21 protein-coding genes are annotated in these 19,671 nt (G+C 56.9%); 12 read left to right on the forward strand and 9 right to left on the reverse strand.

The window, feature by feature from the left end; translation table 11 throughout:
• The first annotated feature begins 15 nt into the window (after positions 1-15).
• The 12 genes from LMG28727_RS17115 to LMG28727_RS17170 all read left to right on the forward strand — a co-directional run bounded on the left by LMG28727_RS17115 (position 16) and on the right by LMG28727_RS17170 (position 11,287).
• Positions 16-1,074, forward strand: coding sequence for a glycosyltransferase family 2 protein (locus LMG28727_RS17115; RefSeq protein WP_201643497.1), 1,059 nt, complete (start codon positions 16-18; stop codon positions 1,072-1,074).
• A 112-nt stretch (positions 1,075-1,186) separates the two neighbouring features.
• Positions 1,187-1,957, forward strand: a complete 771-nt coding sequence (rfbF, locus tag LMG28727_RS17120; RefSeq protein ID WP_201643498.1) for a glucose-1-phosphate cytidylyltransferase — start codon at positions 1,187-1,189, stop codon at positions 1,955-1,957.
• A gap of 5 nt (positions 1,958-1,962) precedes the next feature.
• Positions 1,963-3,015 carry a CDP-glucose 4,6-dehydratase gene (gene rfbG / locus LMG28727_RS17125; RefSeq protein WP_201643499.1) on the forward strand — a complete coding sequence of 351 codons (1,053 nt, stop codon included), beginning with the start codon at positions 1,963-1,965 and terminating at the stop codon, positions 3,013-3,015.
• 6 nt (positions 3,016-3,021) lie between these two features.
• Positions 3,022-3,573 (forward strand): dTDP-4-dehydrorhamnose 3,5-epimerase family protein, encoded by a 552-nt coding sequence (locus LMG28727_RS17130; RefSeq protein ID WP_201643500.1) that lies wholly within the window; start codon positions 3,022-3,024, stop codon positions 3,571-3,573.
• Positions 3,570-4,793 (forward strand): class I SAM-dependent methyltransferase, encoded by a 1,224-nt coding sequence (locus LMG28727_RS17135; RefSeq protein WP_201643501.1) that lies wholly within the window; start codon positions 3,570-3,572, stop codon positions 4,791-4,793. The genes LMG28727_RS17130 and LMG28727_RS17135 overlap by 4 nt, the downstream gene beginning before the upstream one ends.
• Positions 4,790-5,911: a DegT/DnrJ/EryC1/StrS family aminotransferase gene (locus LMG28727_RS17140; protein ID WP_201643502.1), complete on the forward strand. Its 1,122-nt coding sequence runs from the start codon at positions 4,790-4,792 to the stop codon at positions 5,909-5,911. The genes LMG28727_RS17135 and LMG28727_RS17140 overlap by 4 nt, the downstream gene beginning before the upstream one ends.
• A complete protein-coding gene (locus LMG28727_RS17145; RefSeq protein ID WP_201643503.1) occupies positions 5,904-6,668 on the forward strand; it encodes a WbqC family protein in 765 nt (254 codons plus the stop codon). Before LMG28727_RS17140 ends, LMG28727_RS17145 begins: the two co-directional genes overlap by 8 nt.
• Before the next feature lie 109 nt (positions 6,669-6,777).
• Positions 6,778-7,773 carry an ATP-grasp domain-containing protein gene (locus LMG28727_RS17150; protein ID WP_201643504.1) on the forward strand — a complete coding sequence of 332 codons (996 nt, stop codon included), beginning with the start codon at positions 6,778-6,780 and terminating at the stop codon, positions 7,771-7,773.
• Positions 7,754-8,455 (forward strand): metallophosphoesterase family protein, encoded by a 702-nt coding sequence (locus LMG28727_RS17155; RefSeq protein WP_201643505.1) that lies wholly within the window; start codon positions 7,754-7,756, stop codon positions 8,453-8,455. Before LMG28727_RS17150 ends, LMG28727_RS17155 begins: the two co-directional genes overlap by 20 nt.
• Positions 8,456-8,459: 4 nt before the next feature.
• Positions 8,460-9,245 carry a cephalosporin hydroxylase family protein gene (locus LMG28727_RS17160; protein ID WP_201643506.1) on the forward strand — a complete coding sequence of 262 codons (786 nt, stop codon included), beginning with the start codon at positions 8,460-8,462 and terminating at the stop codon, positions 9,243-9,245.
• A gap of 33 nt (positions 9,246-9,278) precedes the next feature.
• Complete coding sequence (locus tag LMG28727_RS17165) at positions 9,279-10,130, forward strand: phytanoyl-CoA dioxygenase family protein (RefSeq protein WP_201643507.1); 852 nt, start codon at positions 9,279-9,281, stop codon at positions 10,128-10,130.
• 77 nt (positions 10,131-10,207) lie between these two features.
• Positions 10,208-11,287: a class I SAM-dependent methyltransferase gene (locus LMG28727_RS17170; protein ID WP_201643508.1), complete on the forward strand. Its 1,080-nt coding sequence runs from the start codon at positions 10,208-10,210 to the stop codon at positions 11,285-11,287.
• Between the two features lie 56 nt (positions 11,288-11,343).
• On the opposite strand, the gene LMG28727_RS17175 is transcribed toward LMG28727_RS17170, so the two are convergent.
• The 9 genes from LMG28727_RS17175 to LMG28727_RS17215 all read right to left on the reverse strand — a co-directional run bounded on the left by LMG28727_RS17175 (position 11,344) and on the right by LMG28727_RS17215 (position 19,668).
• Positions 11,344-12,309, reverse strand: a complete 966-nt coding sequence (locus LMG28727_RS17175; protein ID WP_268960499.1) for a transketolase family protein — start codon at positions 12,307-12,309, stop codon at positions 11,344-11,346.
• A 5-nt stretch (positions 12,310-12,314) separates the two neighbouring features.
• Positions 12,315-13,151 (reverse strand): transketolase, encoded by an 837-nt coding sequence (locus tag LMG28727_RS17180; RefSeq protein WP_201643509.1) that lies wholly within the window; start codon positions 13,149-13,151, stop codon positions 12,315-12,317.
• A gap of 82 nt (positions 13,152-13,233) precedes the next feature.
• A complete protein-coding gene (locus LMG28727_RS17185; RefSeq protein WP_201643510.1) occupies positions 13,234-13,656 on the reverse strand; it encodes a hypothetical protein in 423 nt (140 codons plus the stop codon).
• Complete coding sequence (locus tag LMG28727_RS17190) at positions 13,653-15,263, reverse strand: GMC family oxidoreductase (protein WP_201643511.1); 1,611 nt, start codon at positions 15,261-15,263, stop codon at positions 13,653-13,655. Before LMG28727_RS17190 ends, LMG28727_RS17185 begins: the two co-directional genes overlap by 4 nt.
• 6 nt (positions 15,264-15,269) lie before the next feature.
• The gene (fabZ, locus tag LMG28727_RS17195) at positions 15,270-15,734 is read right to left on the reverse strand and encodes a 3-hydroxyacyl-ACP dehydratase FabZ (protein ID WP_201643512.1); all 465 of its coding nucleotides are present in this window, start codon (positions 15,732-15,734) and stop codon (positions 15,270-15,272) included.
• Between the two features lie 23 nt (positions 15,735-15,757).
• Complete coding sequence (locus LMG28727_RS17200; protein ID WP_236592023.1) at positions 15,758-17,041, reverse strand: acyl-CoA reductase; 1,284 nt, start codon at positions 17,039-17,041, stop codon at positions 15,758-15,760.
• Positions 16,956-18,020, reverse strand: a complete 1,065-nt coding sequence (locus LMG28727_RS17205) for a LuxE/PaaK family acyltransferase (protein WP_201643513.1) — start codon at positions 18,018-18,020, stop codon at positions 16,956-16,958. Before LMG28727_RS17205 ends, LMG28727_RS17200 begins: the two co-directional genes overlap by 86 nt.
• On the reverse strand, positions 18,020-19,432 hold the full coding sequence (locus LMG28727_RS17210) for an AMP-binding protein (RefSeq protein WP_201643514.1): 1,413 nt from the start codon (positions 19,430-19,432) through the stop codon (positions 18,020-18,022). Before LMG28727_RS17210 ends, LMG28727_RS17205 begins: the two co-directional genes overlap by 1 nt.
• On the reverse strand, positions 19,429-19,668 hold the full coding sequence (locus LMG28727_RS17215; protein ID WP_201643515.1) for an acyl carrier protein: 240 nt from the start codon (positions 19,666-19,668) through the stop codon (positions 19,429-19,431). Before LMG28727_RS17215 ends, LMG28727_RS17210 begins: the two co-directional genes overlap by 4 nt.
• Positions 19,669-19,671: the final 3 nt, after the last annotated feature.

Raw genomic sequence — 19,671 nt, forward strand, 5'->3', positions numbered from 1 at the left:
CGAGCGATGCTTTCCATGTTTGATCTTTCGATTTTTATTCCCACGCACTACGCGGGCCCCCGGCACTACGCCGTCATCATGCAGGCCTGCGAACTCGCCCGGACTAACCCGAACATTGAAGTCGTCGTGTCGGATAACTCGGAGAACCCCGAAAAGTTTGCGTTTTTGAGTTCTTTTGCCAGCGATAATTTCCGCCTGGTAAAAGGGCCCTCAATGGAAAATCACGTCTTCGCACTCGGCCAAACCACCGGACGCTACCTGATGGTGGTAGGGGACGACGATACGCTTTTGCCTGCAAGCATCCCCACCATGATGCGGGATTTGACGGGTTCAAACGGCTTTGTCGGGGCGATCGGGCAGTTCGGGCGCGAGCTCGACAGCGGCTATGACTTCCACAATTTGCGTGGGATAGACGCCCAGTCGTTCGACGGCAGAGTTGCCGGTATCGCAGGAACTGTCGGGCTGGGTAATCCTCTTTTTCACGCGATCGTCGCCCGGGACATCTTGCTAAAAGGTTACAAGCTGTGGGTCTCCTTGCCAAACATCATGTCGCATCATGATCAGCTCGCAACGCTTTTCGTCGCGTGCTCTGGCCCGTTGAAGATCATGGCTCAGCCCTGGTTCATCTACAACATCCAAAATCATCTGCGCACGGCGACGGTCGATACGGAACTTCGTCATGCAAAGACGCTTGGCCATCCCGTCTCACTCTGGATCCTGTCCCGTTTGATGCTGGCGGTTGAGGGCTCCTTCCTGATTGGGTCCCCGGATTTTTTGGCGCCTGAAGATCAGAAACGCGCTGCAATAAGCGCCTGGTTCAGGGGCTGGCATGCCGCCTGGCAACACTCGATTCACGACAACTACTATGCGCGTCCCGAGTTTGCCGAGTGCCCGGCCGCCCCTCATGTCGTTGCGTTGGCGCAAAAATACGTTGCATCGAATCAGCTTGATCCAAACGTACTGCTCGGTGAGATTGCGGGTATGTACGAAAAAATCAACGGCAGCGGCGAAGGTTATCGCCGGTTCTGGACCCGAATGGCATCAGAAGGTCTGGCTGCGGCAACTGCCGGCTAACCTTCTTCCGGAAAAGCAGCGGATTTGATATGCCGGGACTCCGCCGCATCACAATCAGTGACAAACGCCGACTCCGTTTATCTGAACCTTCTGCTGACCTGATAGCGCAAATATGAAAGCAGTCATTCTCGCTGGCGGTCTCGGTACGCGTATTTCCGAGGAAACCACCACGCGCCCAAAGCCGATGATCGAAATCGGTGGCAAGCCCATCTTGTGGCACATCATGAAGACCTATTCCGCCCACGGCGTGAACGACTTCATCATTTGCTGCGGCTACAAGGGCTACATGATCAAGGAATATTTTGCCAACTATTTCTTGCACATGTCAGACGTGACCTTCGACATGGCCTCTAATCGTATGGAAGTCCATCAACGTCACGCGGAGTCCTGGCGGGTGACGCTGGTGGATACGGGAGAAAGCACACTGACGGGCGGGCGACTCAAGCGCGTGGCTTCCTATCTTCAGGATGAGCGGGCCTTCTGTTTTACTTATGGCGATGGCGTGGCGGACGTCGATATCGGCGCGCTGATCAAATCTCATCACGCCCATGGCAAGGCCGCCACCATAACCGCCGTGCAACCGCCCGGCCGCTACGGCGCCCTGAGTATGGACGGAAACCGCGTGGCCGGCTTTACCGAAAAGCCAGCGGGAGATGGCGGAATGATCAACGGTGGCTTTTTCGTGCTTTCGCCTGAAGTGCTGCCGCTCATCAAGTCCGATGACACTCCGTGGGAGGGCGAGCCGTTAGAAACCCTCAGCCGCAACGGGGAACTGCACGCGTTCGAGCATTGTGGCTTCTGGCAGCCCATGGACACGCTGCGTGAAAAAAATCTGCTCGAATCGCTGTGGGCTAGCGGGCAGGCCCCCTGGAAGGTCTGGTGATCCCAATGCGCCCCGACTCTACATTCTGGAACGGCAAACGGGTCGTGTTGACCGGTCACACTGGCTTCAAGGGCAGTTGGCTCGCACTATGGTTGCAGCGCCTGGGCGCCCGCGTGACCGGCATCGCGCTTTATCCGGATACCGCGCCGTCCCTATTCGATGCCGCAAAAGTCACGAACGGCATGGATAGCCATTTCTGCGATATCCGCGATAGAGAGGCACTCGCTGCTCACATCAAACGAGCAGAACCGGAAATCGTCCTGCATCTGGCTGCGCAGCCTCTCGTTCGCGCGAGCTACCAGTATCCGGTGGAAACCTTCGCCACCAACATGATGGGTACCGTTCATCTGCTCGAAGCCCTGCGCAATCTGAACAGTGTGCGCGTCGCGCTGATGGTGACAACCGACAAGGTCTACCGTAACCAGGAAAGACCCGTTCCCTACGACGAAGACGCGCCGTTGGGCGGACACGATCCCTACAGCGCCAGCAAGGCCGCCAGCGAACTGGTCATTACCAGCTACCGTGACGCATTTCTCGCCGCTCAAGGAGTCGCTGTTGCCAGCGCCAGGGCCGGCAACGTGATCGGCGGCGGCGATTGGTCTGCCGATCGCATTATTCCTGACGCCGTACGTGCGTGGGACAGCAACCACGTATTGCAGGTACGCCGCCCCGATGCCGTGCGTCCGTGGCAGCACGTGCTGGAACCGCTAGCTGGCTATTTGCGACTGGCCCATGCGCTATGGGATGCCCCCGCACTCGCAGGTTCCTGGAACTTCGGACCCGACGCGGCGGACGCGGTTTCTGTGCGGCACGTTGTGGACATCGCCCGCAGCGCTTACGGTCGAGGTGAGGTCGCTTACGGTCAGGGCGACACCGGCCCTCATGAAGCCGGGCTGCTGATGCTGGACAGCGCGAAGAGCCGCGCCATGCTCGGCATCTCGTCCAGATGGAATTTGAACGAGATGGTCGGGCGCACCATGCGTTGGTACGGTGCATTCGCGCAGGGAACAAACGTTCGCTCGCTGTGTGAGGCAGACATTGACGCTTTCGAATCCTGACCAGTCATGAAAACGCTGTCCACCCACATCGAAGGCGTGATCGTCGCGGAAACTACGCCGGTCGCGGACCGGCGCGGTGCTTTCACGCGCCTGTTTTGTCAGAAGGAGCTGGCGGCCGTCCTCGGCACACGTCAGATCGTGCAGATCAATCAGTCCCGCACGACCCAGCTCGGCGCTGTCCGCGGGTTGCATTTCCAGCATGCGCCCCATGCAGAAATGAAACTGGTGCGCTGCATCCGTGGGAAGGTCTGGGATGTGGTCGTGGATCTGCGCGCAGGTTCGCCCACTTTTCTGCAATGGCACGCCGAAGTACTCAGCGCTGACAACACCCGGATGATGGCCATCCCTGAAGGATGCGCTCACGGCTTCCAGGTCCTCGAGACGGATAGTGAGTTGCTCTACCTTCACACAGCCTTTTACACGCCCACCGCCGAAGGGGGGCTGCGCCACGATGATCCGCGCGTCGGCATATCCTGGCTCATTCCGGTAACCGATATGTCCGAGCGCGACCGTGCTCATCCGCTGATTACTGAAGATTTTCCCGGACTCATTCCATGAAATGCCGTCACTGCGGTCAGGCCGTTCAACAGACCTTCGTCGACCTTGGAACCGCCCCTCCTTCCAATGCTTATCTGCGAGAGGAGGATCTGCATCGTCCTGAGGTCTATTTCCCGCTTAAAGTGGGCGTCTGCGAAACCTGCTGGCTAGTCCAAACCGAAGACTATGCAGAGGCCGAGGCGCTGTTCACGAGCGACTACGCCTATTTTTCGTCGACCTCAACCAGTTGGCTGGAACATGCGTCCCGATATGCCGGGATGATCACCGAGCGCCTCTCACTCGACCAGAACAGCCTTGTGATCGAACTCGCGTCCAACGATGGCTATCTGCTCAAGAACTTTGTGTCATCGGGCATTCCTTGTCTTGGGATAGAACCGACGGACAGCACTGCGGATGCGGCGGAGAAATTGGGCGTCCCCGTATTGCGTGAATTCTTCGGCGAATCCGTGGGCCAGCAGCTCTGCCGGGATAACAGGCAGGCCGACCTCATCATCGGCAACAACGTGTATGCCCACGTGCCGGATATCAACGACTTCACCAAGGGGATGAGAGTTGCGTTGAAGGCCGGCGGCACAATCACGCTCGAATTTCCTCATCTGCTGCGCCTGATCGAACAGACCCAGTTCGACACCATCTACCACGAGCACTTCTCCTATCTGTCGCTCTACACCGTCAGCCGGATTTTGTCGACCTGCGGACTGCGCATAACGGACGTTGAAGAGCTTCCGACTCACGGCGGTAGCCTCAGGGTCTTCGGATGCCATGCCGACGATTCCCGCGTTGACAGCACCGCGGTGGCGCGGGTTCTGCAACTGGAAAAAGCCGCCGGCCTGCAAACGTTGGAAACCTATCGGGCTTTCCAGCAACGGGTCGATAGCATCAGGAACAACTTCGTGGCGTTTCTGATCGAGCAGAAAAAAGCGGGCAAAAGGGTGGCTGCCTATGGTGCGGCAGCAAAGGGCAACACGTTGCTCAACTACGCCGGAATCAAACCCGATCTGCTGTCCTTTGTCTGTGACGCTGCTGTGTACAAACAGAACAAATACCTACCGGGTAGTCGCATTCCCATTTTTGCGCCGAGCGAGCTGATGAAAGCACGGCCCGACTTCGTAGTGATATTCCCTTGGAATATTGCAGACGAAGTCATGAATCAAACTGCCTGCATCAGGCAATGGGACGGCAAGTTTGTCACGGCTGTGCCTGTTCTGGAAATACGATGAGCGAACGCATCTACTACACCAAACCGTCGATTACCGACCTCGAAGTCGGGTACGCAACGGACGCCGCCCGCAACGGCTGGGGCGACAAATGCTATGAATACATCACTCGCTTCGAAAACGCTTTCAAGGAACATCTGGGCGTGAAGTATGCGATAGCGACTTCGAGCTGCACGGGGGCGCTTCACATTGGCATGGCGGCGCTGGGCATAGGGCCAGGCGACGAGGTCATCATGGCCGATACCAACTGGATCGCCTCCGCGGCACCCATCGTCCACCTGGGCGCGACGCCGGTCTTTGTGGATATCCGCCCGGACACGTGGTGTATCGATCCCGAGCGAGTCGAAGCCGCTATCACGCCTCGCACCAAAGCTATTTTGGCAGTCCATCTGTACGGCAACCTCTGCGAACTGGACAAACTATTGGAAATAGGCGAGACACACGGCATTCCGGTGATCGAAGATGCTGCTGAAGCTATAGGGTCGGTGTATTTCGGCAAGCGCGCCGGTAGCGTCGGCGCGTTCGGCGCCTTCTCATTTCACGGTACCAAGACGGTGACCACGGGAGAAGGCGGCATGTGGGTAACTAACGACCCGGCGCTGTATGAAACCGCGTTGACGCTGTCAAATCATGGGCGCGATCCGAAACAGGTCCGGCAGTTCTGGCCTGATTTGCTCGGTTTCAAATACAAGATGTCGAATATTCAGGCCGCCATCGGCTGCGCTCAAATCGAACGTATCGACGAACTGATCGCTGGCAAGCGCCGTGTGTTCGAGGCTTATAAACAGGGATGCGAGGGGCTGGAGGGTGTGACGTTGAATCCCGAGCCCAGAGGCATCAGGAATGGGTATTGGATGCCGACTGCGGTATTCGATCGATCGATCGGTATCACTCGTGAAGCGCTGCAAGCGGCGTTCCGCGTGGACGGAATCGACGCGCGAGTCTTTTTTCATCCCCTTTCCAGTCTCCCCATGTTCACCCCTTGCGCCGGAAACACGCTGGCATGGGACATCTCGGCTCGTGCGATCAATTTGCCCAGTTACCACGATCTGAGCAGTGAAGACACGCAGCGCGTTATCGGAGTGATCAGGCGATTGCACGACGAGGCCATCAATGGGTAATGAACCCACATGCGACAATTGCATCGTCGTGTCGCAGCCAATGTATTTTCCGTGGTTCGGCATGTTGGAGCAGATACGGTTGTGCGATACATACGTGTATTACGACGACGTACAGTTCACACGCGGCTTCTTTAACCGCGTGCAGATCAAGACGGCGCACGGCATCCGCTGGCTCACGGTGCCTCTGCAAAACTGGAAGCGCGGGCAGTTAATCAACGAAGTCCGCATCGATAACAGCGAAGACTGGATGACCCGCCATCGCCAGCAGCTTGAACAGGCGTACGCGCATGCGCCGTTCAAACAGGACATGCTGGAGCTGGTGGATGCGGTATTCGCTCGCGATTACGAATGGATCGGGGAACTGGCCCAGGCTTCCACCGATGCACTGGTTAGCTATTTTCCGGAGATCGGCCTCGACAAGCGTTTTCTGGTTTCCTCGCAGCTCGACGTCGACGGGTCAAGCAGCCAACGTTTAATCAACATCTGCACGGCACTGGGAGGAAAGACCTATCTCACGGGGCATGGTGCAAAAAGTTATCTGGCGCACGAAGCGTTCGAAGAACGCGGCATCGATGTTGACTATATCGACTACGAACTCAATGCCTATGCGCAGGCGCACGGGGATTTCACCCCCTACGTCACGAGCTTGGACCTGATCGCTCATGTTGGACGGGCCGGAGTCGCTCACATTCGTGGAAAATCGAGCCCATGGCGCGACTTCCTCACTCACACCACGCCTGCAACGCTGGAAAAATGAAACAACATCCGAACCAGGTTTCCTGCGGATATCGCCGTCGCGCAGTGACGGGTCCCGGCATCGTTGCTCACGAGCTATGTGCCGCGCCGTCTATTGAACTGGACGCGCAATGAACACCGGTAAATTGACCATCGCGGTTACGGGCGTCGGCGCGATCATTGGACAGGGCATCGTCAAAAGTCTGCGACAGTCCAAGTACAACGTTCGCGTCGTTGGGATCGATCGCAGCGACAATTCGCCCGGTCCTCGCCTCGTCGACATCTTCGAGAAAAAGCCCGACGGCGCAGAGGATAGCCAGACCTACCTTGAGTATTGGGAACGGATTATCCGCGTTCACGGTATTGAGCTAGTCCTGCCCGGGCTCGAGCTGGATATGCTCTTTTTTAACGCGCACCGGGACTTCTTCTCCAGGCTCGGCGTGAAGGTGGCGCTTAACAATCCTCAATTGATCGAGCAAACCGCCGATAAATGGGCGTTCGGGCAAGCACTCACGGCAAGCGGCTACCGGGCCATTCCGGCAGCCCGGCCGCAATCGTGGAGCGAGGCCATCAGCGCATTGGGGCCCGCCCCTCTCCTGCTCAAACCGCTACGCGGCAACGGTTCGCGCGGCATTGTGCTGCTGCACGACGAAGCTGATTTCGACTACTGGAAAAGCAAGTCGCTCTCAGAATGGATGGTACAGCGCGTGGTCGGCACGATCGAAACCGAGTACACCGTCGGCGTATTCGGCATGGGCAAAAGCGGCACACTGGGTCCGCTGATCTTTCGCCGTCGTTTGTCTTCCGCCGGCAACACGCTCACGGCCGAGGTCGTCAGCGCGCATCCGGTGATCGAGGCGGCAGTCGCCACGCTCATGCAGACCTTCGACCCGATCGGGCCGACGAATTTTCAGTTCCGCCTGGAGAGCGATCATGCATACCTGCTCGAGATCAATCCGCGCTTCTCGAGCAGCAACTCACTGCGCACGGCATTCGGTTTCAATGAAGCTGAAATGGCCGTCGACTTCTATCTGTACGGTAAAACACCTGCCATGCCGCGAATTACCACGGGAATCGCATGGCGCTACACCGAGGATTTCGTGACCCATGCTAGCGATTCTGTCTGACATCCATGGCAATCTCGCCGCGCTGGAAGCGGTCGTCGCAAACGCCAGATCACGCGGCTGCACCCGCTTCATATCGTTAGGCGACGTGGTCGGCTACTACTCGAAACCAGGCGAGTGCATCGACCTGCTGCGCTCTCTTGGTGCGACGAACATACTGGGCAATCATGACAGCTACATCACGATGAATGAAAGCTGCCCCCGCTCCCGCGTGGTAACGGAAATCATTCAGTATCAGAAAGGGATATTGAGCGCGGCGCAGGTTGCCTGGCTAGGCGAATCGTTGGACATGCTGCGCGAAAGCGATTATCTATTTGTGCACGGCGGCCCCGAAAATACCCGCGATCAGTATCTCTATTCAGTCTCACCGGCAATCATCCCCGACGGGGTGCGCATACTCTTTTCCGGGCATACGCACGTACAAACTCTCGCCAGATTCGGCGATCGGGCCTATTGCAACCCTGGCTCAATTGGTCAGCCGCGCGACGGAGATAACCGGGCAGCGTACGCGATTGTCGACGATAGCGAAGTATCGCTGCACCGCGTGACCTACGACATCCAGCAAACTGCCGACGCGATGAAGTCGGCGGGATTCGAACCTTTCACCTATCAAAATCTCTTCCACGGCACCCAGATTGGCGGACGCGTGGATCAGATCCGAATCATACAAAGCAAGGAGGATTGACTATATGAACCCTATTCAGCAATTCGAGCGCGAAGTCCAAGACAACATCCAGCGTCTGGGAGAAGACACTTCTCTGGCGAAAGACACGCTGGACTGGATGATCAAGTCGGACACAGTTGGGTCCTATACATACAATTTTCGTTGGCTTGGCCGCCCTATTATTCAATATCCGCAAGATATCCAGGCCATGCAGGAAATCATATGGGAAACCCGGCCGGATCTGATCATCGAAACCGGTATCGCCCACGGCGGCTCGATCATTTTGAGCGCCTCCATGCTTGCGCTGCTCGACTATTGCGATGCGCAAACCAACCAGACACCGCTGATCCCAGATGTTTCAGCACGCCGCGTGATTGGTATCGATATTGACATCCGCGCTCACAACCGGGCGGCTATCGAGCAGCATCCGCTCAATCACCTGATCACGATGGTCCAGGGATCGAGCATCGCCGCCGAGACCATCGACAAGGTGCATGAACTGGCCAGCGGCGCAAAGCGAGTCCTCGTGTTTCTTGATTCGAACCACACTCACGATCACGTCCTGGCGGAGCTGGAAGCGTATGGCCCGCTGGTATCTCCTGGTAGCTACTGCGTGGTGTTCGACACCGTGGTCGAAGACATGCCGCTTCATCTCTGTGCAAACAAACCCTGGCATCCGGGCAATAGTCCGAGAACGGCAGCACGTGCGTGGCTCGAAAACCATCCCGATTTCGAAATAGATCACGACATCCATCGCAAGCTGCAAATTACCGTAGCGCGTGATGGATATCTGAAAAGAAAAGCAATCTGATTTCTGTCGGCGAGAAACCCAAAAGGCACCAGCATGGCCCAATTCCAGTTAGCCGACACGGACAAGGTAACGTTCGATCGCGACGGCGTGATCGTACTTCGCGGCTTCCATGATCCCGAAAGAGACATTCTCCCCATCCAGAGAGCCATCTACGAAATCATCGGATTGGTCATCGAACGGCATGGGCTGAACATTCTCCGCGAAAGTTTTTCACCGTTGTCTTTCGATGCAGGATTTACGGAACTCATTCGGATCAACCGCGGCTATGGCGGTGAGGTCTACGACCTCGTCAAGCAGATTCCGGCATTCCTACGCCTGATTTCAAGCCAACACAGTGAAGCGCTGTTTTGCAGCCTCCGCGGGACCGATCTCGCCGGTATCGGGACAGCGAGCTACGGCATCCGCATCGACAATCCCGGGGAGGAGAAATTCCGCAGCCAGTGGCACCAGGAATATCTGTATCAGCCCCAGAGCGTCGACGGTATTGTGTTGTGGACACCGTTGGTACCCATTCTTCCGGAGACCGGCCCGGTTATGTATTGCGTCGGCTCGCACCGGGACGGGCTGCGTAAATACGTGAAGGATGACGTCTACTCCGGTAAGAGCGGTGCTTACAAGATTTCGATGCTAGACGAAGAGACGATTGCAAATCAATATCCGCAATCATCGCCTTTAACTCAACCCGGCGACGTGATCGTGATGGATTACCTGACTATCCACCAATCCGGCTACAACAGATCAGCGCGGTCCAGATGGTCTATCCAGTCGCGCTTTTTCAATTTCAAAGATCCCAGTGGAATGAAAATCGGTTGGAAGGCCTCGGTTACCGCCGGCACCGAGATAGAAGCAATTTTTTCCGACTACTTCGTTAAAGGTGCCGCATGAGCCTGACTTGCAACGTCTGTCGTGCGACTTTGACACAGCCGGTCTATGAGTCACCGGAAAATCATTCGATCACCACGATGAACACCCTGGTCCAGGGTCGCACGCATGTTTATTTCTGTGATGATTGTAGTCATCTGCAAACCGATGAACTTCCCAATCTCGCCGAATACTATTCGACCGAATACACGATAAACGCGAATAGCGAAGACGACGACCAAGTATACAAGATAATCGACGGTCGGCCCGTGTTTCGAGCCGATCATCAAGCCGCGGTCTTGCAATCCAAGCTGACGCTCCCGGAAGGTTGCCGCATACTCGATTACGGCTGCGCGAAAGCACCCACGCTGCGTAAAGTCCTGGCGTTGCATCCGGGAATCGAACCATATCTTTTCGACCTGACCGACAAGTATCGGACTTTCTGGCAGCAGTTTCCCAAGCCTCCACATACCGCCGTGGGCGAACCGAACCGCGAGTGGGACGGGACATTGGATGTGGTCCTGTCGTTCTATGCGCTGGAGCATGTCAGCGATCTCGACACCGCAATCCGCAATATCAGACGCTTGCTAAAGCCGGGCGGTTTTTTTTATTTTATCGTCCCGAATGCCTATCAGAATATCGCGGACTTTATAGTGGCTGACCATATCAACCACTTTAGTGAAACGTCGATTCAGGTCTTACTGGAACGGCTTGGATTCGATCAGGTTTCCATAGACACCTCGGCGCACGAGGCAGCCTATGTCGTCATGGCGCGTAATGCCGGCGTGGAACGCGCCCCATCTTTACCAGCGAATTCGATCATTGCGGATTTGGGAAAACGGGCGGCAGAGATGTCTTCGTACTGGAAGGGTATCGTTGAAAAAATCCAGCATTTCGAAGATGCACTCCCGGAGGATGCTCGTGTCGCGATATATGGTGCCGGCTTCTACGCCAACTTCATCGCGCTTTCTTTGCGAGATGTCTCACGAGTGGGGGTATTTATCGATCAGAATCCGCACTTGCAGAATACCTACTTGTACGATCGACCGGTTATCGCGCCGTCAGCATTACCGGGCAATACTTCGCATGTCATTGTTGGTCTGAATCCGCGTACTGCACAATTTAGTATCAATGCGATCGGTGTACTGCAGTTGCGACCGATCGAATTCCTGTTTCTTTAAAGACAGTCAGGACCCCGCGTTGAAGTTTTAGCGCGGAGCCCCATCATCGTCGATCCCTAGCCCAACGCACCAATAATCCTGGCCGCAATTCTCTCCGCAACCAGTCCGTGCGTTTGAAGGAGATATCGGTACTCGCCCGCCTTTTCAAAAGCATCTGGCAGGCCAATGATCAATTGCGGCACGCTCGATCGCTTCGTCGTCTTGTATTCGGCAACGGCGCTGCCCAGTCCACCGATCACCGAATGCTCCTCCACGGTGACCAGCAGCTTTGAGCCTTCCATGGCTGCGTCAACGGCATTTTTATCGAGCGGTTTGATCGTGTGCATGTTGATCACGCCAGTCGATACGCCCTGCGCGTCGAGCAACTTTGCGGCCTCGATAGACTCGTACACCATCGAACCGTTGGCGATGATGTTCACATCGGTCCCTCGCCTCAACGTAATCGCCTCGCCAATCTGGAACTCGTAGTCTTCGGTGTACACCGGTGGGTTGTTGACCGCGCCGGTCAGTCGGATATACATAGGCCCGTTAAATTCCGCGGCGGCCTCCACGGTCTTGATGATTTCCGCGCAATCCGCGGGGCCAATCACGGTGATGCCTGGAATCGCCCGCATGACGGCCAGATCTTCGATGCCGTAGTGCGAATTGCCCAGGAAGCCCATCGACACACCGCTGCCAATCGCGACCGCCTTCACGTTCATTGCCATGTAGCCGAGGTTCATGCGAACCTGCTCGGCCGCGCGCATTGAAATGAACGGCGCAAATGACGTCGCAAAAACGTTGTGACCTTCCTTTGCGAGTCCTGCGGCGACTCCGATCATGTTCTGCTCGGCGATCCCGATATTGAGAAACTGGTCCGGATATGTCTTCTTGAAACGGTCTAACCCCGACGAATTGCCAAGGTCCGCGGACATGACCATCAGGTCCGGGTATCTGTCCGCTACGGACAAAACAGCCTGACCAAACACGCCGCGCGATCCCAATCGCGACCATTGCCGGGCATTGCTTGCAGTGATTTCCATTATTTTCAGCTCCCCACCACCACAGTCTCTTTATCGACCAGTTCAGAGAGCGCCAGCTCATAGCTATTTCTGGTCAGTCTGTTGTGGTGCCATTCGTTATTGTTTTCCATAAAGGAGATCCCCTTGCCCTTCACGGTATTCGCCACGATCGCCCTCGGTTGGCCATGCACAGGAGGTTGTTCGAAAGCCCCGGCCAACTGACCAATGTGGTGACCGTCGACTTCGCACGTGTCCCACCCAAAGCTGCGAAATTTGGCGCCGAGGTCCGCGAGATCAACGATTTGCCGCGCATCGCCGTCACTCTGCAACTTGTTGTAGTCGATCACGATCACGAGGTTGTCAAGCTTCAACTGGGCCGCCGACATGACGGCCTCCCAGACGGAGCCCTCGTTGCATTCACCATCTCCAAGCAACACATAGGTCTTGAACGATTGCCCCTTCTTTCTGGCTGCGAGAGCTATCCCGACTGCCATGGAAAGACCTTGACCCAAACTGCCATTGGATGACTCAATACCCAGATCGAGATTCATCACGGGGTGCGCGATCAGATCGCTGCCGTTGGTCTGAAAGGTGTTGTAGGTGTCTTCGTCGATAATGCCCGCGGCTAATAGCGCGGAGAAATACCCGAGCACGCCGTGACCTTTGCTCAGGATGAAACGATCACGCCCGGACCAGCGCGGATCTGCTTTGTCGTAGCGAAGCACCTGCGCGTAAAGCGTCGCCATGATCTCGACCATTGACAGCCCTCCGCCGAGGTGCGTGCTCAAATTGCAATGATGGCTGATATCGAGAATTTTCCGGCGCATGAAAGAAGCCATGCGCTCGATATCGGGGTAATTCATCCTCAGTCTCCTGGGTTCATATCAATGCAGCCGCCGAACCGTTCGGCTCGTCCGCGAAATCACGTCGGCAGCTGCGGCACGGCTAAGCCGAGCCGTCGTCGCGGTAAATCGGTCCGCGCTCGTACACGGGTTCCAATATCGTCCAATCGTCGACGCCGAGTTCGTTGCCGGCTGGAAAAGGTGGAATGGCGCCCACCGACAGGCGATAGAGTACGCGTCGGTCGGTATAGTAGGCGCGCAGCGCATGCGTGATAAAAGTCGAAAAAAGACGAACGTCCACGACCTTGCAACCATTGATGGCTACGAGGCGTTGACTCTCATCAAGCTGCTCGAATTCCTTGTTGAATTTTTTCCGGGCCACATCCGCAACAAGCTCGACAAACTTGTCAACCGGACCAGAAATTCCATGGCGTATCTGGTAAAGCTCGAAATCCACCGACGATGCTGGAGGCATGCCGAGCTCCGTATCACCCGGCAAGATGGTGTCGCGAATGAGCTCGATCATGCTTCGCCTATCAGTTCACTCATGTTCCGGTGAAGAAAATCGCACGCCATCAACGTCAGTGCCTGGGCCGTCGCTACCGGGTTGACGGCGCCCGCCGTGACAAAAATGCTGCTGTCTACGATGAACAGATTCTTGACCGCATGCGCCTGTCCATACCGGTTGACTACCGACGTAGCCGGATCTTCGCCCATCCGGGCTGTGCCCATCAGGTGCCAACCAGTATGTTTCACGGGCGCGAACGCAGAAACGACCCGGGCGCCGGCTGCGTCGAACACCTGCTTGCTGGCCTCGAGACCATGCTTGAGCATGCGTTTCGTGTTCTCGCCGAGCGTATAGAAGACCTTCACGCCAGGCATGCCGCTACTGTCGCAGTGTTCCAGGTCGAGTTCGACGCGGTTATGCGCTTCCGGTAAATCTTCGGTGATCACCGCAATGCCTGCGGTATGGTTGAATTGCCTTGCAAACCGCTTGTGATGATCAGGGCCAAGCGGAACCTGCCGCATGAAGTAGCCAGACACTGCCGTCTCGACAGGCGGCGCTCCCCGCAATACCTGCATCGTGTAACCGCGCACGAAATCGCGATCGGGGGCGGTCTCGTAGAACTGCTGACTCAGAATGCAGCAGCCATGTGGCCCGATGCTCGAACGAAGGTTGTCTTCGAAGACGCCTTCGGTATAGGCAAGCGGGTGAAGCATCAGATTGCGCCCGACAAGACCATGCTCGTTCAGCAAGCCATCGGGAAACGCGCTCGATTTCGAGTTGAGCAGCAGACGCGGCGTACCGATTCCGCTGCAGGCCACCACCACGATTTTCGCGTTAATGCGATTTTCGCGGCCCTTGGCGTCGACATAGATCACGCCACTGGCTCGCCCTCGAGCGTCCAGCGTTATTTCGCGCACCCGGCACTCGATCCTGACTTCTACACCCTGTTGCCGCGCGGCGGGCCAGTACGTCACGTCCACACTCGCCTTGGCCCCCTGAGTGCAGCCTGAGTTGCAAGGTCCGAGATTGACACATGCAGCCCTTGCGCCGTGCTTGTGCGTATTGATCGCGCTGTAAGACGGCCACCAGTGCCATCCCAGACTGTTAAAGCCGCGTGCCATCTCCCGTCCAACGTCGCCCAGCGGCACAGGTGGTAACAGGCTGTCGTAATCCGGACTGGCCGGATCTCCGACAAGGCCAGCGACACCCATCATGCGTTCATTCTCGCGAAAGAACGGCTGGAGGTCGTCGTAATCGAGCGGCCAGTCGTCGCCTACCCCATCAAGGCTTCGAGTCCGGAAATCCGATGGATGAAAACGCGGAAAATGCGCGGAGTACAGAATCGTGCTGCCGCCAAAACCGTTGAAATTTGCGATCGATATCGGTGAAGCAGAGTCGTCGATCGGATAATCGGCAGGATTTGCGCGCATTGCGGGATTGGAACTGTACTTACCGGCGCGAGCCAGCTCCCAGTCGACGGTGGACGACGGGTAATCAGACGCACGCGTGACGGAGCCCTGCTCGAAACACACGATGCGTAGCGAGCGATTGCGGCTCAGGCTCCAGGCGGCAGCCGCGCCGCTCGCTCCGGAACCCACGATCACAATGTCTGCCACATCCGTCATGCGGAGTCACTTCCTTTTCGGCAGATATTGTTCGAGGATCTGTGGAATGGTGATCAGCATGTCGGCTTCACAGGCGACTTCACCATCGACCTTCGCCACCCCGCGCCCTTTGCAGATGCCCCGGTTCCACGACAGAACCTGCGTATCGATTTCAAATTTCTTGCCGGGCAGCACTTCTTTGCGATAACGCACCGTATGTTGCAACGCATGCGTCACCATGCCTTTCAAGCCTGGTAGCGTGGTGATGGCAACGGTCAGCATCTGCGCAAGCGCTTCGAGTTGCAATGCTCCAGGCATGTTGGGTCCTCCTGGGAAATGCACGGGGAAGTACCACTCATTCATGGTCAGATTCTTGTAGCCGCGAGCGAATTTCCCCGGCATGACCTCGTCAACGTGATCAATCATCAGGAACGGATACCTGTTGGGTTGATATTCCTGAAGCTCGATGCAGTTGAGACTGAATGCGTCCATCCTTTCCTCGTATATCTGAAGTGTCATTGAATATCGATCACACGCGACAGGCTCCCGACAATGTCGAAGCCGTCCCAAACGATATCCATATTCAAAGCCCGTCCGACCGGCACGAGCCGGTCGATGCCACGCAACCGCTGCGAGACGACGAAGTCTCGTAATTGCACCTGTTCGAGTCCGAAGTAGGTCAGGGTCTGATAGCGCTCATTGACGATCGGTGCGAGTTCACTGAGCGATGTGAGCGTGACCTCATGAATGGTCCCTCCATACCCTCGACGAACATGCTGGTGCGTTGCGAGGGCAGATTGTTCGATCCGGTAAAGCAGATTGCCGTGGCGCTCGATTGAGACGATCTGTTCGTTGCCAAGCGCCTGAAGGCACGCTTCGACGTATTTGTCCATCACTCGCACCGGTTCGGGTGTGTAGCGCGGGTTGACGTGATCGACCAATGCCGGCCAAAGCCGGGCTTTTGCCGCTTCAACAACAGACGCATCCCCGATCCACGCAAGCAACTGTGGCGATGAGCAGGCGGCCTGATCCATCAGATACAGATCGTTGTACAAGTCGTTGCAAAGCGCGCGCAGGCCTGCTTCGTCCAGTTCAAGGACGGCCTCGGGTGCGATCGCACACAACGAGTAGCGATCGGCAAAGGCCACCTCACGCGAGCGCGGCGGACAAGGCAGGCTGCGCATGTGTTGCACGGTTTGGTCTCCGCCCCACACGACGCGCGCATCGGCTACCGACAACCAGAAACGGGTGATGGCATCATCTCTTTCGAAACGGGTCAGCAGCATGCAATCGGCCAGCGACGCATATTGCTCACGTTTCAGAAGCGCGGCCACAGAGCGCACAATCAGATCCGCCGTTTCCGACGCTTTCGACGGCAGGCGCAGAATGCTGACATTGCCCGCGAGCAAGCCGAAGGCAAGCGAGAAGGCAAAGTTCACCGGCACGTTCGACGGGCAAATATGGAATGACAGACCAAGCCCCAATCGAGTCTCACCGCGAGCCCGGTTCTGGTCGGCCAGTCGGTTCAGGTTGGCACGGCGGCACCAATACGCAAAGCTCACGACGTCGGGCAGCCTTCGCACTTCGGGGTGACCAAGAAGATCCCGCGACAGGTCGGCGAGAAAATCAATACGCGCTCCGTCGAACACCGGGGCGGGCGCATTAGATACGAAGTCCGATCGGCCGACCAGCACCGCCATCTTCAACTGAATTTTAGCGGGAATACGTATCACTGCATCCCCTTGTTTCGGCATTCTGAATCCGGCCATGTACGTTGAAATACGTGCCCATTCGCCCACAGGCACAGTCGTCAACACCGACGATTTCGCCCAGGTCCTCGCTCAACAACGAATGTCCCGGATAACTGCGCGGAATGACCGACAGCAGTTGAATGAGGCCACGTTTGCCAGCAGGCAACGGGCTGAAATCGACTGGATCGCGGACGATTACATCGGACCACGAGGACGTGTGCAGATGGCCGTGCTCGCATTCCATAAAAATGGACCCCGTCTGCTCCACCATGCCGTAGTAGTTGTGCACGCGTTTGAGACCCGCCACTGCATCCAGCCGACGCCTGAATTCCGCGTGACTGACTGCGTGAGTCTGGAGTTGCTTCCAGCCTCCCCCGTGAATCAGCAGGCCACGCCCGAGCGGCAAAGTGATGTCGAGCGCTTCCAGCGCCTGCACGAAGTGCTGCCAGACGATGAAGGTAAAACCGAACAGCAGGATGTTCTGGTCACGGTACTTGTCGAGAAAGCGCTGGATGCGTTCCACGTCGAGCGTCATGTCGTCGTTCAGCGCGAATTCGACTTCGCGGCCGAAAATGGAGAATCCCAGCACACCGGCCGTGCGCGCAGAAAAGCGATCGCGGTCGGCCACGGTCGCACGGCAGTCGATGACCAACAACGGTAACCGCTGCGGACCAATGAATTCGCCCACAATACGGGAGAGCACTCTGACCTGAAGGGCCGACGTTTCCTTATCGAGGAAGATCTGCGACACGCTCTGACCGCTCGTACCCGAGGAAGTCATTGTCTTTACGATATCTGCCTGCGGCACGCTTAACAGCCGCTCATGCTTGAACAGCCGCACCGGTAGAAACGGCACTTCATCCAGTCGGCGAACGGTACGGCGGAATCCGAAGCGATCGACAATCGTGCGGTACTGCGGGCAAGCGCCGTGATGCCAGTCACTCAGGCGCTGAAGTTCGTCGAGCAGATTTTGCTCCTTGTCCTGTCTGCGCATGCCGAACACCGGCCATTCCTTTACGTTGCTCATCACTGCTGGCTCAAACGTTGGTAGTCGATTTTCCCCGTCGACAGGCGCGGTAACGCCTGCAGCGGATTCACGGCGATCGACGTGGGATGAATACCGAGCGCCGTCGCCATGTGAGTACGAATCTCATCGGCACGAACTTGCGGGCTTTCGACCACATGCATGATCAGGTGATCATCGCGGCCATGCGCCGCACAAACAAATCCCTTCTCGGCGGCCAGTTGCTCTACCGCATCCAGTGAAATCCGGATTCCGAATATTTTCAGAAACCGTTTGAGGCGACCGCAGATTAAAAGAAAGCCTTCTTCGTCGTAAGCCGCCAGATCGCCGGTACGCAAAATGCCCTGGTTAATATCGCCGAGCGCCAGGTCATCGGCCGTTTCCGCGTAGCCCATCGACACATTGGGTCCGGCATAGATCAACTCCCCCACGTGGTCCGCAGCGGTAATCACTTGTCCCGCTTCGTCTTCCAGCCATATACGCCCACCCGGAATCGCCCCGCCAATGCTCTGCGGCCGGCGCGACACTTCGTCGTGCGGAAGCCAGGCGATACGGGCTGTGGCCTCCGTCTGGCCATACATGGGTATAAAGCGGATACCGCGGTTCCGGCAGATATCGCTTATCTGCAGCACTCTGACCGGATCCAAGCGACCTCCGGCCAACGTCAATGTGCGGATGGTCGGCATATTGATTCGATCGAGCCGCAGCTTGAGCAGCATGTCGTAGCTATACGGCACGCCAGCAATACTTGTGACCTGATGATCGTTGACGAGGCGCCAGAAACGTCCGTCGATCAACGAGCGTTTCGTTAGAACGATCGAAGCGCCAGCATGGAGATGACTGTTGAGAACAGACAGTCCATACGAATAGTTGAACGGAAGCGAGGTAATGCTGCGCTCGTCGGCCGTCAACTCCAGGTATTGGGCGATCGAGGCCGCGTTGGCCGCGATGTTTTCCACAGAAAGACGTACCAGCTTCGGAGAGCCTGTGGATCCCGAGGTTGCCAGCAGTAGCGCAAGACGCGCATCGGGCTCGGCGGTCGCGACGCCTGCACGGCGGTACAACCCATAGTCGCCCTCCAGTCGAATCAGCTCGCAGCCAGGCGTCGACCAGTTCGATCCGATCGCGACGAACACCAGCGCCGGGTTGTACGTGCGTACGAGGCGGTTTAACTGAGTCTCTTCGATGCCCGCCCGAAGCAATAGCGGCACCGCCCCGCTTGCAAGCGAAGCCAGATAGCAGAGGATGCTCGGCAGGTCGTTATCGCCAACAATGAAGATCAGTTGCCTCGACGGCAGGTACGCGGCGAGGCTGTCGACGGCTTCGTGCAGTTCGGCATAGCCGAGCGTCGCTCCGTCTTCGACGATGAGTGCAGGACGCCCGGGATGCCGACGACTGACGAAGTCGAGGTTCATACTTCTACTGCGTACTTTTTGAGTTTTTCAATACCGATCGGATAGGACCCGAACTCAATGATGTCCTCAGTCTCCATCATGATGTCGAACGTTTCCTCGAGGGCGGCGATCATGCCCATATGACCCACCGAATCCCACGCTGGAACGCATTGGTACACGAACTGGTCATTCAGCGCGTCCTGTGGCACCGAAAAGCAGTCCATGAAGACCTTGTCGTACTTTTCCTTGTTTGTCATCTT

Source organism: Paraburkholderia metrosideri (assembly GCF_904848625.1).
Taxonomy (GTDB): domain Bacteria; phylum Pseudomonadota; class Gammaproteobacteria; order Burkholderiales; family Burkholderiaceae; genus Paraburkholderia; species Paraburkholderia metrosideri.